The organism is Immundisolibacter sp. (genome assembly GCF_050250495.1).
Classification (GTDB): Bacteria; Pseudomonadota; Gammaproteobacteria; order Immundisolibacterales; family Immundisolibacteraceae; genus Immundisolibacter.
The window spans coordinates 306,751-322,644 of the sequence record NZ_JBFWOM010000001.1 but is presented as its reverse complement, the minus strand read 5'-3'; the positions used below and the strand labels follow the sequence as shown (position 1 = coordinate 322,644).

Annotated in this window: 10 protein-coding genes; 9 read left to right on the top strand and 1 reads right to left on the bottom strand. The window is 71.1% G+C overall.

From position 1 onward, the window contains the following. Nucleotides 1–77: 77 nt before the first annotated feature. From AB7F93_RS01535 to AB7F93_RS01500, 8 genes are all read left to right on the top strand, one after another. A complete protein-coding gene (locus tag AB7F93_RS01535) occupies nucleotides 78–692 on the top strand; it encodes a TetR/AcrR family transcriptional regulator (protein ID WP_428301113.1) in 615 nt (204 codons plus the stop codon). Continuing rightward, a complete protein-coding gene (locus tag AB7F93_RS01530; RefSeq protein ID WP_428301112.1) occupies nucleotides 692–1,789 on the top strand; it encodes an efflux RND transporter periplasmic adaptor subunit in 1,098 nt (365 codons plus the stop codon). Before AB7F93_RS01535 ends, AB7F93_RS01530 begins: the two co-directional genes overlap by 1 nt. After that, complete coding sequence (locus AB7F93_RS01525) at nucleotides 1,786–5,043, top strand: efflux RND transporter permease subunit (protein WP_428301111.1); 3,258 nt, start codon at nucleotides 1,786–1,788, stop codon at nucleotides 5,041–5,043. The genes AB7F93_RS01530 and AB7F93_RS01525 overlap by 4 nt, the downstream gene beginning before the upstream one ends. Nucleotides 5,044–5,160: 117 nt before the next feature. Then, nucleotides 5,161–6,243, top strand: coding sequence for an efflux RND transporter periplasmic adaptor subunit (locus AB7F93_RS01520; protein ID WP_428301110.1), 1,083 nt, complete (start codon nucleotides 5,161–5,163; stop codon nucleotides 6,241–6,243). Beyond that, complete coding sequence (locus AB7F93_RS01515; RefSeq protein WP_428301109.1) at nucleotides 6,240–9,317, top strand: efflux RND transporter permease subunit; 3,078 nt, start codon at nucleotides 6,240–6,242, stop codon at nucleotides 9,315–9,317. The genes AB7F93_RS01520 and AB7F93_RS01515 overlap by 4 nt, the downstream gene beginning before the upstream one ends. Before the next feature lies 1 nt (nucleotide 9,318). Beyond that, on the top strand, nucleotides 9,319–10,683 hold the full coding sequence (locus tag AB7F93_RS01510; RefSeq protein ID WP_428301108.1) for an MFS transporter: 1,365 nt from the start codon (nucleotides 9,319–9,321) through the stop codon (nucleotides 10,681–10,683). A 78-nt stretch (nucleotides 10,684–10,761) separates the two neighbouring features. Continuing rightward, the gene (gene purE, locus AB7F93_RS01505) at nucleotides 10,762–11,265 is read left to right on the top strand and encodes a 5-(carboxyamino)imidazole ribonucleotide mutase (protein ID WP_428301107.1); all 504 of its coding nucleotides are present in this window, start codon (nucleotides 10,762–10,764) and stop codon (nucleotides 11,263–11,265) included. Continuing rightward, nucleotides 11,265–12,374 carry a 5-(carboxyamino)imidazole ribonucleotide synthase gene (locus tag AB7F93_RS01500; RefSeq protein WP_428301106.1) on the top strand — a complete coding sequence of 370 codons (1,110 nt, stop codon included), beginning with the start codon at nucleotides 11,265–11,267 and terminating at the stop codon, nucleotides 12,372–12,374. Before purE ends, AB7F93_RS01500 begins: the two co-directional genes overlap by 1 nt. A 157-nt stretch (nucleotides 12,375–12,531) precedes the next feature. Here the strand turns inward: AB7F93_RS01500 and AB7F93_RS01495 are convergent, their stop codons facing one another. Next, a complete protein-coding gene (locus AB7F93_RS01495) occupies nucleotides 12,532–13,428 on the bottom strand; it encodes a patatin-like phospholipase family protein (protein WP_428301105.1) in 897 nt (298 codons plus the stop codon). 86 nt (nucleotides 13,429–13,514) lie between these two features. Between AB7F93_RS01495 and AB7F93_RS01490 the strand changes: the two genes are divergently transcribed. Continuing rightward, nucleotides 13,515–15,894 (top strand): AMP-binding protein (locus AB7F93_RS01490; RefSeq protein WP_428301104.1); only part of this gene is annotated, 2,380 nt, incomplete at its 3' end.

Here is a 15,894-nt window from a genome sequence, read left to right as displayed (position 1 = left end):
CCCGCCGAAGCTGGCTTTTGTCACACGGCCGGGTATGATGCGCGCGGCTTAACGTTCATTCAGGGAGGAATTCGACGGTGTCTGCAGTGGAGAAAAATTCCCGGCGCCTCAGCAAGGAAGACATCCTCGAAAAGACCGCGCCGCTGTTCGCTTCCGAGGGCTACGACGCCACCTCGATGCGCGATCTGGCCAAGGCCTGCGGCATCACGCCGGCCGCGCTCTACCACCACTTCGCCGACAAGGAACAGCTGTACCTGGAAGTGCTGGAGTACACCTTCCGGCGCCGCATCGGCCGCATGGGCGAGGCCCTGAAAGGCGTCGAAGGCTTCGAGAACAAGGTGCGGCGGGTGGTCGAGGTGCTGGTCGACGCGGTGCACGACGACGAGCTGTTCCTGCCGATGCTGCGCCGCGAGCTGCTGGTGCGCGACGAGAAGCGCCTGGAGTACCTGGCCACGCGCGTGTTCGCCGAGCCGTTTCGCGAAATCATGCGCGTCGGGCGTGACCTCAAGCCCGACAACTTCAAGCCGTCGTTTCTGGCCGCCTCGGCGCTCGCGCTCACCATCGGCCACTTCACGCTGGAGCCGGTGCGGCGCTACCTGATGCCGAGCGATACGCCCGAAGACCTTCGCCAGACCATCATCGATCACGTGACCAAACTCGCCCTGGAAGGGATGGCCAAGGACCGCAAGTAATGATTCAAGCAGTCCTCGGCCGGCCAGGGATTGGCTGCCGGCTGCTGGTTTGGGTGCTGCCGCTGTGTCTTGCCGCCTGCGGGGATGGCGCTGACCTCCCCGCGCCGCGCACCCGCACCGATATCGCCTTCGACGAAGCCAGTGTGCGTGAGGTGCCGCGGTACTACACCGTGCCCGGCAGCGTAATCGCCGACGAGCGGGTGCAGCTGTCGTCGCGCATCAGCGGCTTCATCCGCAAGCTCGCCGTGCGCGAGGGCGAGGTGGTGCGCGAGGGTCAGGTACTGGTCGAGATCGATCCCGCGGACGTGGACGGTGCGGTGCAGCGCGCCGCCGCCAGCGTGGCGTCGGCGCGGGCGGATCTCGCCGACGCGCGGGTCGATGTCGACAAATTCACCGCGCTGACCAGGACCGGCGCCGTGCCCATCGACACGCTGCGCAAGGCCGAAGTCCGCCGCGACGTGGCGCAGGCGCGCCTGGCCGAGGCGCAGGCGGCGCTCGGCACGGCCAACGCGCAGCGCGCTTACACCAGCATCACCAGCCCCGTCGACGGCACCGTGGTGGCGCGCCTGCGCGAGTCGGGCGATCTGGCCACGCCAGGCCTGCCCATCCTGGAACTCGAAGCCCGCAACACGCTGGTGTTTCAGACCTACGTCGCCGAGAGCCGTGTGGCGCAGCTCGACCCGGCGCAGCCGGTGCAGGTGGAGCTCGATGCCGTGCCCGGCCCGCACGCGGGGCGGTTGCTGCGCGTGGTGCCGTCGGCCGATCCCGCGACGCGGCGCTACGAGGTAAAGGTCAGCCTGTCGGCCACCGGCGGCCTGCTGCCGGGCATGTTCGGTCGCGCGCGGTTCGTGCTGGGCAACGAGTCGGTTTTGACGGTGCCGCGGGCGGCGCTTGCCGAGCGCGGCGGTCTTGAAGGCGTATTCGGGCTCACGCCGGACGGCGAAATCGCGTTTCGCTGGCTGCGCACGCGGCGGGAAATCGACGGCCACGTGGAGGTGACCGCCGGTCTCGCGCCGGGTGATCGGGTGGTGCTGAACCCGCCGGCGGACCTGCGCGACGGGGACCGCCTGACGGCGCCCGCAGCACCCGCGCAATGACCGGCGGGCAGTTCAACGCGGCGGGGCGTCTCGCCAGTGCATTCGTCGACTCGAAACTCACCCCGCTGCTGATTCTGGGCGTGCTGGCGTTCGGCACGCTCGCGCTGCTGCTGACCCCGCGCGAGGAAAACCCGCAGATTCTGGTACCGGCGGCGCAGGTCAGTGTAGCCATGCCGGGCGCGAGCGCGCAGGAAGTCGAGCGCCTGCTGCTGACGCCGCTCGAAGCGGCACTGTCCGAGATGCCGGACGTCGAGCACACCTACGGCACCGCCAGCAACGCGCTGGCCTCGGTGCAGGTGGAGTTCGACGTCGGCGTGCCCAAGGAAGCGGCGCTGGTGCGTGTTTACGACAAGGTGGAGCAACTGCGCCCGCGCCTGCCGCCGCAGGCCGGTGCGCCTGCCATCACCCCCATCGACGCCGACGACGTGCCGGTGGTGACCATCACCCTGGCCGGCGCCGCCTACGACGACTACGCGCTCAAGCGCATCGCCGAGCGCATGGCCGAGCGCCTGCGCAGCGTGCGCGGCGTGTCCATCGTGCAGGTTTACGGCGGGCATGACCGCGAGCTGCGGGTCGAGATCGAGCCCGAGCGCATGCAGGCCTTCGGCGTCACGCTGGACCAGGGCCTCGCCCGGTTGGCGGCGTCCAATCTGGCGCTGGCGGTGGGCGACATCACCGAGCACGGCGAGCGCGCCGGCGTGTATCTCGACAACCTGCTGGCGTCTCGACAGGACCTGCTCCGCCTGGTCGTGGGCGAGAGCGACGGCCGACTGATTTACCTCGAAGACGTGGCACAGCTGGTGGACGGGCCGCCGCAGCACCCGCGCAGCATGGCGCGCCTCGCGTTCGGGCCGGCCGACGCGCGCTCCGCGACGCTCGGCGGCACCGAGTTGCCGGCCGTCACCATCGCCGTGGCCAAGAAGGCGGGAGAGAACGCCGTGCGCATTGGCCACGAGGTGCAGGCGCGCGTGCGGCACATGCAGCGCGAGATGGTGCCGGCCGGGGTCGAGGTGGTCACCACGCGCAACGACGGCGACAAGGCCGACGACGCCGTCAACACGCTGGTCGAACACCTCGGCATCGCCATCATCACCGTCGTCGGCACGCTGCTGCTCACGCTCGGCTGGCGCGAGGGCCTGATGGTGATGCTGGTGGTGCCGCTGGTGATGCTGTCGGTGGTGATGGCCGACGGTTTCGCCGGCGTCACCATCAACCGCGTGGCGCTGTTCGCGCTGATTCTGGCGCTGGGTTCGCTGGTCGACGACGCCATCGTGGTGGTCGAGAACATCTATCGCCATTACTCCGACAACCCGTCCGGCGACCGCCGTGCGCTGGCGGTGCTGGCGGTCGCCGAGATCGGCAACGCGACCAATTTCGCCACCTTTTCGATGATGGCGGTGTTCGCGGCCATGATCGTCGTCAGCGGCATGCCCGGGGAGTTCTTCTTCCCGATCGTGTTCAATCTGCCGACGGCGATGTTCACGTCGCTGGTGTTCGCCTACGTGGTCACGCCGTGGGCGGCGCGGCGCTGGTTGCGACCAAAGCCGCTGCTCGGCGACTTTCAGGCCCACAGCGCGCAGGCTTACGGCGCGTATGACCGCGTGCTGTGCCTGCTGCTCGACCGGCCGCGCGCGCGCCGGGCGCTGTATGTCGCGATGGGCACGTTGATCGCACTCGCCGCGTTGATGCCGGCCTGGCAGTACCTGCGCCCGGCGGGTCCGGTCGGCGAGAAATCGTTTCTTGGCCTGCTGATGACCTTTTTGCCCAAGGACGACATCAACACCTTCAACATCTTTGTCGACCTGCCCGAGCACGCCAGCGTAGAGACCACCGACGCGCTGGTGCGCGACATCGGGCGCGAGCTGCGCGCGACGCCGGAGGTCGAGAACTACCTGGTCGCGCTGGCGCAGCCGGGCGTGACCGACCTGTCGAACCTGCTGCGCGGCAGCCTGAGCCGCCACGGCGCGCACCAGGCCGAGGTGCGCGTGAACCTCAGCCACCGGGCGAAGCGCGAGCGCACCTCGCTCGACATCGTGGCGGAACTGCGCACGCGCCTGCACGCGCTGTCCCTGCGCTATCCCGGCAGCGTGATCCGCACCTTCGACGACCCACCCGGGCCGCCCAGCCGCGCCAAGGTGCTGGCCGAGGTGTACGGCACGGATCTGGCGCAGATGCGGCAGGTGGCAGACAAGGTGCGCGGGGAGTTCGCCGCCACGCCCGGCATGGCGGAGGTGTTCGACTCGGTCACCGAACCGGTGCGCCGGCACCGCGTGGTGGTGGACGAGGAAAAGGCCGCGCTGTCCGGCGTCAACACGCGCCAGATCGCGGACGTGCTCAGCGTGCTGTTCGACGGCGCCACGGTCGGGCGCGTGCATCTGCCGGACGAGCGCAACGTGGTGCCGATCCGCATAGAGGTGCCGCAGCACGAGGAGCTGCGCCCGCAGGATCTCGACCGCATTCAGCTCGGCAACGCCGCCGGCCAGGTCGTGCCGCTGTCGGAGCTGGTGCGCGTCGTGGATACGCACGAGGACGAGCCCATCCTGCACAAGGACAGCGAGCGGGTGATCTTCGTCGGCGGCGAGTACCTGACCGGTGCCGGGCTGTACGCGGTGCTCGGCCTGAACGATCGCCTGCGTGCCATCGATGTGGGGGGCAGTGGGCTACGCATCGGCAATCTGGGGCTGTACGACGAGGCGCCGGACACCATCGGCGGCACCAACGTCCTGTGGGAAGGCGAGACGCGCATGATGCTCGACGCCTACCGCGACATGACCTACGCGCTGCTGCTGGCGATCTCGGTGGTGTACCTGATGCTGGTGGCGTACTACCGCTCGTTCGCCATTCCACTGGTGGCGCTGGCGGCGCTGCCGCTGGCCTTCATTGGCGTGTTTCCGGGGCATCTGGTGATGGGCGCCGAGTTCTCCGGAGCGTCCATGGTCGGCATCATCGCGCTGGTGGGCATGGTGGTGCGGGCGTCGCTGCTGATCATCGAGTTTGGCCGGGACGCCGAGGCGCAGGGCATGACGCTGCGGGAAGCCATGCGCACCGCCTGCGCGCTGCGTCTGCGGCCGATCGTGCTGACCTCGCTGACCAACATTCTTGGTGCCACGGTGATGCTGCTCGACCCGGTGTTCCGCGGGCTTGCCATCAGCGTGATCTTCGGCACGCTGTTCTCGACTGGCCTCACCATGATCGTGGTGCCGGCGCTCTATTACGCCTACCGGCAGCGCCTGCTGAGGGCGGCGGTGGTTTGACCGCGGCGGGGTGCCGAGGCGGCCCGGTCGGGGTGCGCAGCGACAGGTCGGCCATGCGCTTGACCGTTCGGTCAGGGGCTGGTGTAATGCGGGCGGACGCCGATCCCGGATAACAACATGCCCCACACGTTCGCGTTATCGCGCCGCCTGTTGCCGGTGGCGGTGCTGTCGTTCACCCTCGTGGCCTGCTCCGGGGCGGACAAGCCCGCCACATCAGCGGCTCCGGCGGCGGCTGGGGCGCCGCCGCAGGCCCTGCCGGTGGTGGCGGCGCAGGCGCAAACCCAGCCGCTCACCGATCGGCTGCGCGCGGTCGGCACACTCGCCGCCAACGAGTCGGTGCTGATCCGGCCCGAGATTGCCGGCCGCTTGGCGCGCATCCATTTCGAGGAAGGTCAGCCGGTTGCGGCCGGCGAGGTGCTGATCACGCTCGACGCTGCCGAGCACCGTGCCCTGGTTGCGCAGACCGAGGCCACCGTCGAGGCCAACCGCCTCACCTTCGAGCGCGCGCAGGATCTGGTCAAGTCCAACATGCTGAGCCGGCAGGATTTTGACCAGGCCAGCGCGCGCCTGGCGGAGTCCCGCGCGCTGCTGGCGCGCCACCGCGTTCTGCTCGACAAGACCGTGCTGCGGGCGCCGTTCGACGGCATTGCCGGTCTGCGGCAGGTGAGCCCCGGCGCCTACGTGCAGCCGGGCCAGGATCTGGTGAATCTGGAGGATCTCGACCCGCTCAAGATCGAGTTCCGCGTGCCGGAGCGCCACGCCGCCGCCATGACCGCGGGCCGCGAGCTGCGCGTGCGCGTGGATGCCGTGCAAGGACGCGAGTTCGTCGGCGAGATCTACGCCATCGATCCGCGTCTTGACGCCGCCACGCGCACGTTCGCGCTGCGCGGGCGGGTGCCCAATCAGGATCACCTGCTGCGGCCCGGCATGTTTGCGCAGGTGGAACTCACGGTGGGCGAGCGGCCGCAGGCGCTGGTGATTCCGGAGCAGGCCATCGTGCCGCGCGGCGAGCAGTTGCTGGTGCTGAAGGTGGTGGACGGCAAGGTGGTGCCGACGCCGGTGCGCACCGGGCTGCGCGAGCCCGGCATCGTCGAGATCGTGGAAGGACTCGCGCCCGGCGACACGGTGGTCACCGAGGGCCAGATGAAGTTGCGGCCCGGCACGCCGGTGGCGGTGCGCGCGGCGGAGGCGGCGCCGTGAAGCTGACCGAGGTATCGATCAGCCGGCCGGTGTTGGCCACGGTGATGAGCCTCGTGATCCTGCTGCTGGGGGCAATTTCGTTCTCGCGTCTGTCGGTGCGCGAGTACCCGATGATCGACACGCCGGTGGTGTCGGTGCGCACCATTTACCGCGGTGCCAGCGCCGAGATCATGGAAAGCCAGGTCAGCCAGCCGCTGGAGGACGAGCTGTCCGGCATCGAGGGCATCGACGTGATGAAGTCGGTGTCGCGCGAGGAGGTGTCGGAAATCACCGTCAAGTTTCGGCTGACGCGCGACCCGGACGATGCCGCCGCCGACGTGCGCGACCGCGTGGCTCGCGCGCGCAGCAAGCTGCCGCAGGACGTGGACGAGCCGGTCATCTCCAAGGTGGAGGCCGACGCCGATCCCATCATGTGGCTGGCCTTCTACAGCGACCGCCACACGGCGCTCGAGGTGTCGGACTACGCCGACCGGGTGGTGCGTGACCGGCTGCAGACCATCCCTGGCGTGGCAACGGTGCTGATCGGCGGCGAGCGGCGCTATTCGATGCGCATCTGGCTGGATCGCGAGCGCCTGGCGGGCTATGGCCTGACGCCGCTCGACGTGGAAACCGCCCTGCGGCGCGAGAACGTCGAGGTGCCGTCGGGGCGCATCGAGAGCACCCAGCGCGAGTTCACCGTGCTGTCGGAGACCGACCTGCGCACGCCGGCGCAGTTCGACGACATGATCATCCGCGAGGTCAACGGCTACCCGGTACGCCTGAAGGACGTCGGTCACGCCGCGGTTGGCGCCGAGGACGAGCGCTCCGGCATCCGCGTGGACGGCTCGCCGGCGGTGGGCTTGGGCGTGGTCAAACAGTCGACGGCGAACCTGCTCGATGTGGCGCGCGACATCAAGGCCATGCTGCCGGAGATCGAGGCCATTCTGCCGCCCGGCATGCAGTTCAAGATCGGCACCGACCGGTCGGCCTTCGTCGAGGAGTCGGTCAAGGCCGTCTACCAGACCCTGTTCGAGGCGCTAGCGCTGGTGGTGGTGGTGATCTTCGCGTTCCTGCGCTCGCCGCGCGCCACGCTGATCCCGTTCCTGTCGATTCCGGTCGCCATCGTCGGCGCGTTCTTTTTCCTCTACGCGCTCGATTTCTCAATCAACGTGCTGACGCTGCTGGCGCTGGTGCTCGCGATTGGTTTGGTCGTCGACGACGCCATCGTGGTGCTGGAGAACATCTACCGGCGCATAGAGGAGGGCCTGTCGCCGCGCGAGGCGGCGCTTGCCGGCGGGCGGGAGATCGGCTTTGCCGTGCTCGCCATGACCATCACGCTGGTGGCGGTGTTCGTGCCGATGGCGTTCCAGACCGGCACCACGGGGCGCCTCTTTCGCGAGTTTGCGCTGGCCGTGGCGGGCGCCGTCGTGGTGTCGGGCTTCGTGGCGCTGACGCTGGTGCCGATGCTGTGCGGGCGCATCCTCAGGCACTCCAGCCACAACGCGGCCTACCAGTTCACGGAGCGCTTTTTTGTCGCCATGAACCGCGCCTACGAGGCGACGCTGCGCGCGGCGCTGCGCGGCTGGGTGCTGGTGATCGTGCTGGCGCTGGTGGTGGGCGGCATCGGCGCGTACATGTTCACCAAGCTCCAGCGCGAACTTTCGCCGTTCGAGGACCGCTCGGACTTCGTGGTGCTGATGATCGGCCCCGAGGGCGCCACCTACGACTACATGTACCGCAACACGCTGGCGGCGGAAAAAATCCTGAATGACGTGCCGGAGATGCAGACGCTGTTCATGGTGGTGTCACCCGGCGTGCAGCGGCCGGCGCCGGTCAACGTCGGTGCCTCGTTCGCCACCATCAAGCCCTGGGGCGAGCGCACGCGCAGCCAGTTCGACATCACCCGCGAACTGGCCCCCAAGCTCGGCGCCATGCCGGGCGTGCTGGCGTTTCCGATCAACCGCGCCTCGCTCGGCATGGGCGGCTACCGCGAGACGCCGGTGCAGTTCGTGCTGCAGGCGGACACCTGGGAAGACCTGCAGACGGCGGTCGACGCACTGATGGCGCGCGCCGCGCAGAACCCGGCGCTGGTCAACCTCGACACGGATCTGAAGCTCAACAAACCGCAGCTGAAGGTGGACGTGAACCGAGACAAGCTGGCCAATCTCGGCATCACCGCCGCCGACGTCGGTCGCACGCTCGAATCCCTGCTCGGCGGGCGCGAGGTAACGCGCTTCAAGCGCGCCGGCAAGCAGTACGACGTGATCGTGAAGCTGGCCGACGACGCGCGCCGCCGGCCGACCGATCTCACCGACATTTACCTTCGCGCCGGCGACGGCTCGCTGGTGCAGGTGGACAACGTGGTGGCGCTGCGCGAAGCGGTGGCGCCGCGCGAGCTCAATCATTTCAACCGGCTGCGCGCGGCCAGGATCAGCGCCAACATCGCACCCGGCCACGCCATGGGCGAGGTGCTGGACTGGCTGGCGGCGGAGGCGAAGCAGATCCTGCCGGCCGGTGGGCGGGTCGACTACGACGGCATCTCGCGCGAGTTCAAGGAGGCGAGCGCGGCGCTGCTGTTCACCTTCGGGCTCGCGCTGGTGTTCATCTACCTCGTGCTGTCGGCGCAGTTCGAGTCCTTCCGAGACCCGCTGGTGATCCTGCTGTCGGTGCCGTTGGCAGTGGCCGGCGCGGTCGGGGCGCTGTTCCTGTCCGGCAACACGCTGAACGTGTACAGCCAGATCGGCATGGTGATGCTGATCGGTCTCACCGCCAAGAACGGCATCCTGATCGTGGAATTCACGCGGCAGCTGCGCGCCGGCGGCATAGCGGCGAAGGATGCGCTGGTGCAGGCCTCGGTCCTGCGCCTGCGGCCGATCCTGATGACGTCCGCCACCATGCTGCTGGCGGCGGTGCCGCTCGCGTTCGCGACCGGCGCCGGCGCCGAGACGCGGCATCCGATCGGCTGGGTCATCATCGGCGGCCTGCTGGTCGGCACGGTGTTCAGCCTGTACGTGGTCCCCGTCGTGTACCTGCTGCTGGCGGGGCGCGAACGCGCGCCGCGCGTGGCGGCACCGCCCGTTCCTCACCCGGCCTGACATGGCCCACACCGCTGCACCAGCGCGGCCCGGCGCCGCGCTGGTGCTGATTCCGCTCGCGAGTTTTCTCGGGCCGTTCATTGCCACCGCGGTGGTGGTGGCGCTGCCGCAGATCATCGCCGCGCGCGGCTTCACGCCGGCCCAGGCGGGTTGGTACACCAGCGCCTACTTCGTCACCGCAGCGGTGTTCATGATGCCGGTGGCGCGCGCGGGTGATCTTTACGGCCGCGGGCCAGTGCTGGGGCTCGGCGTCGCCATCATCGCGATCACCGCCCTGCTCGGCGCGTGGGTGGTCGATCCGGTGGCGCAGATTGCGCTGCGCCTGGTGCAAGGTGTGGGCTCGGCCGGCGTGTTCGGCACCGGCCCCGCGCTGCTGGCGCAGCTGGTGGCGCCCGAGCGGCGCGGCCGGGCCATCGGGCTCAACATCACCGTCACCTACATCGGCCTCACCGCCGGGCCGGCGCTGGGGGGTGTGCTGACGCAGGCGTTCGGCTGGCGGTCCATCTTTTACTTCACCGGGGGCGTTGGCCTCGCCGTGGCGGTGGCGCTGTGGCGACGGCTGCCGCGCGCCGCGGCGAGCGCGCCCGGTGGGCGCTTCGACTTCCTGGGCGCGTTGCTGCTGGGCGCGGCGCTGGGTCTGTTCTGGCTGGCCAGTGGACGCGCGCAGCACGCCGACGCGCTGCTGCTGCTCGGCACGGCGGCGGTGCTGCTTTGGTGGTTCATCGGGCATCAGCGGCGCACGCCGCAGCCGCTGATCGATCTTGCCCTGCTCGCGCCCGGACAAGGGCTGCGCTACTCGGCCGCCGCGGCGCTGCTGCACTACTGCGGCGTGTTCGGCCTGAGCTACGTGCTGAGTCTCGTGTTGCAGCACGGTGTCGGCATCGGGGCGGCGCGGGCCGGCCTGCTGATGGCGGTGCAGCCGGTGCTGCAAACGCTGCTCGCCGTGCCGGCAGGTCGGCTTGCCGATCGCGTGCCGGCGCGCCGGCTGACCACGGCGGGTCTTGCGCTGACCTCGACCGGCCTTGGCCTGATCACGTTGACCGGCATCACGGGGCAGTTCGGCCTGCTGCCGGCGGGTCTCGCCTGCATCGGCATCGGGACCGCGCTGTTCGTGCCGCCCAACCAGCACGCCGCGCTGGCCGCCGTGCCGCCGTCGTCGTTCGGTCTCGCCGCGGGTCTGCTGCAAACCACCCGGCTGGTCGGACAGATGGCGAGCATGGCGCTCGCCGTGTTGCTGCTCGGCGTGCTCGCGCCGCACAGTCCGGCCGAGTATCAGCACGCGCTGGCGGTGGGCGGGGCGGTGTTCATGGCGCTGTGCCTGTGCGCGCTGGCGGCCGCTTCGCGGCGGCCTGGGCAGAACGGCTGATCGCGCGGGCTCGACAGCGGCTGGCCGTCGTGTACCATCCGCCGCTTTTTTCCGGCGGCTGAACCGCCCGGAGAGGGCATGCAGCAGGCACAGGTCGAGGCGCCGCGGGTCGGCGTGATCATGGGCTCGCGCAGCGACTGGGACACGCTGCGCCACGCGAGCGACACGCTGACGGCGCTCGGCATCGCGCACGAGTGTCAGGTCGTGTCCGCCCACCGCACGCCGGACTTGCTGTTCGACTACGCCGGGCAGGCGGCCGGGCGGGGCCTTCAGGTCATCATCGCCGGCGCCGGCGGCGCCGCCCACCTGCCGGGCATGACGGCGGCCAAGACGCGCCTGCCGGTGCTGGGCGTGCCGGTGCTGTCGCGCACGCTGCAGGGCGTCGATTCACTGCTGTCCATCGTGCAGATGCCGCGCGGCATTCCGGTCGGCACGCTCGCCATCGGCGAGGCCGGGGCGGTGAACGCGGCGCTGCTGGCGGCGGCCATCCTGGCCCTCACGGATGCCGATCTTGCCGCGCGCCTGGACGACTACCGCGCCCGCCAGACGGCCGCCGTGCTGGCCGACAACCCACTGCCCTGATGCTGCTGCCGGGCGCCACCATCGGCGTGCTGGGCGGCGGCCAACTCGGCCGCATGCTGGCCATGGAAGCGCGGCGCATGGGCTACCGCGTGCGCGCTGTCGATCCCGATCCAGATGCCTGCGCGGCGCCGTTCGCGGAGCTGGTTCAGGCGCGGCTCGATGATGTCGACGCGGCGCTCGAACTCGCCGCCCACTGCGACGTGCTGACCATCGAAACCGAGCACGTGCCGGCCGCGGTGCTGGCGCAGATCGAGACCGTGCGCGAGGTGCACCCGAACTCCGCATTGCTCGGCACCGTGCAGGACCGCCTGCGCCAGCGGCAGTTTCTGGCCCGCCATGGGCTGCCGCAGACCGGCTGGGCGGCGGTGGATGACCTCGCCGGGCTGGAAGCGGCGCTCGTCACGGTCGGCCGCCCGGCCGTGCTCAAGACCCGCACCGAGGGTTATGACGGCAAGGGCCAGCTGCGCATCGGCGTGGGGGACGACCCGGCTGCCGCGTGGGCGGCGCTCGGCCGCGCACCGGCGGTGCTGGAAGCGTGGGTGGCCTTCGAGCGCGAAATCTCGGTGGTGCTGGCTCGTGGCCACGGCGGCGAGCTTGCGGTGTATCCCGTAGCCGAGAACGAGCACCGCCACCACGTGCTGCACATCACGCGTGCCCCGGCGAGGATCACGCCGGCCGTCGCCCATCGCGCGCGGGAGCTTGGCGTCGCGGTGGCGGAGGCGCTTGGCCACGTTGGCGTGATGGCGGTCGAGATGTTCCTGCTGGCGAACGGCGAGCTGCTGGTGAACGAGATCGCCCCGCGCACGCACAACTCCGGGCATTACACGCTCGGCGGCTGCGCCACCTCGCAGTTCGAGCAGCACCTGCGCGCCATCTGCGGCCTGCCGCTCGGCGACGTGACGTTGCCTAAGCCGGCACTGATGCTGAACCTGCTGGGCGATCTGTGGACCGACGGTGAGCCGCCTCTGGCGCCGATCCTGGCGCATCCGGGCGCGCGGCTGCACCTGTACGGCAAGGCGCCGCGGCCGGGGCGCAAGGTCGGGCACGTGCTGGTGCTGACGGACGATCTCGACGCTGCGCAGGCGTGGGCGGACGGCGTCGTCGGCTGAGTCATTTGGGCAGGCCCGTCTTCGGGCCGAATGCCGCGGCGGATCGTGCGCGGCGAGGGCGCCGCTCCCAAACCAGGACTGATCGTGGGAGGCCTGCCCTCGGGCCGAATGTTCAAGTCATGCAATTCGCGACGAAGGTGCCGCTCCCACGGCGCGATCAGGCCTCGCCGATCAACCCTTGCAACGCCGGCAACAGCGCTCGCATGGCCGCCTCGCCGGCATTGATGGCCTCGTCGGCGCGATTGAACTCCAGCACCCCGATGTGGCCGAGCCGCGGCTGGACCAGAATGTCCGGCGGGTCACCGGCAAGACGCGTGCGGGTGATCTGGTCCTGCATGATGTTGACGGCGCCGACCATCACGTCGAAGTAGCCGGGGGCCGGGCTGCCAACGGGCAGCAACGAGGCCAGCAGCTTGCCGGCCCGGCCTGATCGACGCCCGTTGCCGTCGCCGTCCGCATCCCTACCAATCAGCGGCGCCGGCAGGGCGCGGCGCCGGCCGGCAATGCCGCCGTTCAGGTTGACACCCAGTACCAGCTCGGCGCCGAGCGCGCGGCAAAGCGACACCGGGACCGGGTTGACCAGGCCACCGTCGACCAGCCATTGGCCCTCGACCTCGACCGGGGCCAGCACGCCCGGCAAGGCCATCGACGCGCGAATGGCGACCGCGAGATCGCCCTCCCGCAACCAGATTTCGCGGCCGGTCCCCAGCTCCGTGGCGACCGCCCCATAGCGCATGCCGAGCGTCTGCATGGCCTGGTGGCCGATCAGGTCGATCAGCGTCCGGGACACCCGCTCGCCGGCGAACAGCCCGCCGCCGGCCGGGCGAAGGTCGAGCTGACCCAGCACGCTGCGCCAGGTGAGGCCGCGCGCGAACGCCTCGATTTCAGCCAGCCGGCCGGCGGCGCAGGCGGCACCGACCACGGCGCCGATGGAGCTGCCGCAGACGACGGCGAGTTCGATGCCGGCCGCGGCGAGTGCCCTCAGCACGCCGATGTGCGCCCAGCCGCGCGCGGCGCCGCTGCCGAGCGCGATGCCGATGCGCGGTGCGGTCATGCGGGGCTCCGGGGCGGGCGGCGGGGCGTGTATGGTACGCGGCGGCTCGCGCCGGGCGGGTCGCCACGCTTGAGGGTCAAGGCCGCGTGAGTGTCGAGATTGCCGCCGCGCACGATATCGCCAGCCTGGTGTGGAGCCTGGGCCGCCACGGGGACCGGACGGCGCTGCGCTGGTTTGCCGCGGGCGGCGAGCAGGCGCTCAGCTACGCCGCGCTCGCGCAGCGCGTCGAGGCCGCCGCCGCGCGGCTGGTCAGCCACGGACTCGCCCCGCGCGGGCGGGTTCTGCTGCTGGCCGAAAGCGGCCTGCCGTGGGCGATCGCGGCGCTCGCCGTGCTGCGGGCGGGCGGCGTGCTGCTGCCGCTCGACGCGCACGGCGCCGACGACACCCTGCAGCATGTGCTCGCCGACGCTGGGCCCGCCCTGCTGCTGACCGACGCGGGCCAGGCACCGCGCCTGGCGGGCGCTGCGGTGCCGGTGCTGTCGGTCGACGCGCTGGCCGGGGCCGACCCCGCGGCCCGCGCCGTCGCTGCGGGCGACGTCGATCCGGCCGCGCCGGCCGTGATGTTCTATACCTCCGGCACCACTGGCGCGCCCAAGGGCGTGCCGCTCAGCCACGCCAACCTGCTGTACCAGGTGCGCACGGTGGCGGCACTCGATCTTGCCCGCCCCGGCGACCGGGTACTGCTGCCGCTGCCGATGCACCACGTGTACCCGTTCGTGATCGGCCTGCTGCTGCCGCTCGCCGCCGGGCTCACGCTGCTGCTGCCGGGCGCCACGACGGGCGCGCAGATCATGCAGGCGCTGCGCGACGGCCGGGCGAGCGTGCTGATCGGCGTGCCGCGGCTGTACCGGGCGCTGCTGGAGGGCATCGACGGGCGGCTCGCCGCGCTGCCGCCGCTGGCCGCGCGCCTGATGCGCGGGCTGCGCACGCTCGCGCGGCGTCTCGCGCCGCGGTTTGGCGCCGGTGTGGCGCGGCGGGTCCTGGCGCCGCTGCACCGGCAACTGGCGCCGGACCTGCGTCTGCTGGCCTGCGGCGGCGCGGCGCTGGAGGCCGATCTCGACGCCGCGCTCACGGCGCTCGGCTGGCAGGTCGCGGTCGGCTACGGGCTCACGGAGACATCGCCGCTGCTCACGCTGCGCCTGCCGGGGCAGGGCCGGCCAGGCAGCGCTGGGCGCGCCGTGCCGGGCACCGAGCTGAGGCTTGCGCCGCCCGACGCGGGCGACGAGGACCTGCCGGCCGGGGCGGGCGCGGTCGAGGTGCGCGGGCCGGGCGTGTTCGGGGGCTATTTCGACCTGCCGCAGGCGAACGCGCAGGCGTTCGCGCCGGACGGCTGGTTTCGCACCGGCGATCTTGGGCGCCTCGACACCGACGGGTGTCTTGAGGTGCTCGGCCGGGCCTCGACGCTGATCGTCACCGAGAGCGGCAAGAACATCCAGCCGGAGGAGGTGGAGGCGGTCTACCAGGCGCACGCGCTGATTGCCGAGGCGGCCGTATTGCAGGTGGGTCGCAAGCTGGTGGCGCTGCTGGTGCCACAGACGAGCGATGCCGCTCAGGACGTGCTTCAGGCGGCCGTGGCAGAGCAGTCGCAGCGCCTGCCGAGCTATCAGCGCGTGGTCGAGATCGCCGTCACGCACGAGCCGCTCGCCCGCACGGCGCTCGGCAAGCTGCGCCGGCACCTGCTGGCGGAACGTTACCGGCAGGCGCGCGCGGCGGTCGATGGGTCGGCGCCGACCGCGCGTCTGCCCGCGGCCGACGAGGCGCTGCTGCGCGACCCGCGGGCGCGGGCGGTGTGGGACTACCTCACCGAGCGCTGGCCGGGCCGTCCGCTCACGCCGGACAGCCACATGCAGCTCGATCTCGGCCTCGATTCGCTGGCGTGGCTGAACGTCGGCATGGACATCGCCGCCCGCAGCGGCGCGCAGTTGTCCGAGGACGCCATCGCGCGCATCGCCACCGTGCGCGACCTGCTGCGCGAGGTGAGCCTGGCCGAAACGGCGCCGCCGGCCACGCTGCTCGACGACCCGCAGGCGGCGCTCGACGCCGAGCAACGGCGGTGGCTGAGCCCCCCGCCGCGCTGGCTGTGGCCGCTGCGAGCCGTGGCCCTCGCCGTGACGTGGCTGGTCATGCGGCTGGCGTTTCGACTGCGCGTTACCGGGCGCGAGCACCTGCCGGCGCAGGGCGCCTTTCTGCTGGCACCGAACCACGGCAGTTATCTCGACGCCCCGGCGCTCGCCGCGGCGCTGGGGTCACGCGCGCTCGGGCCGCTGTGCTGGGCGGGCTGGGTCGGCATCATGCTGGCCAACCCCGCCATGCGCGCGGTGTCGCGCCTGGCGCGGGTACTGCCCATGGATGCCGAGCGGCGGGCGCTGTCGAGCCTCGCGCTGGGTCTTGCCGCGCTGCGCGCCGGCAATGCGCTGGTGTGGTTCCCGGAAGGCGCGCGCTCGCCGAGTGGCGCGCTGGAGGCGT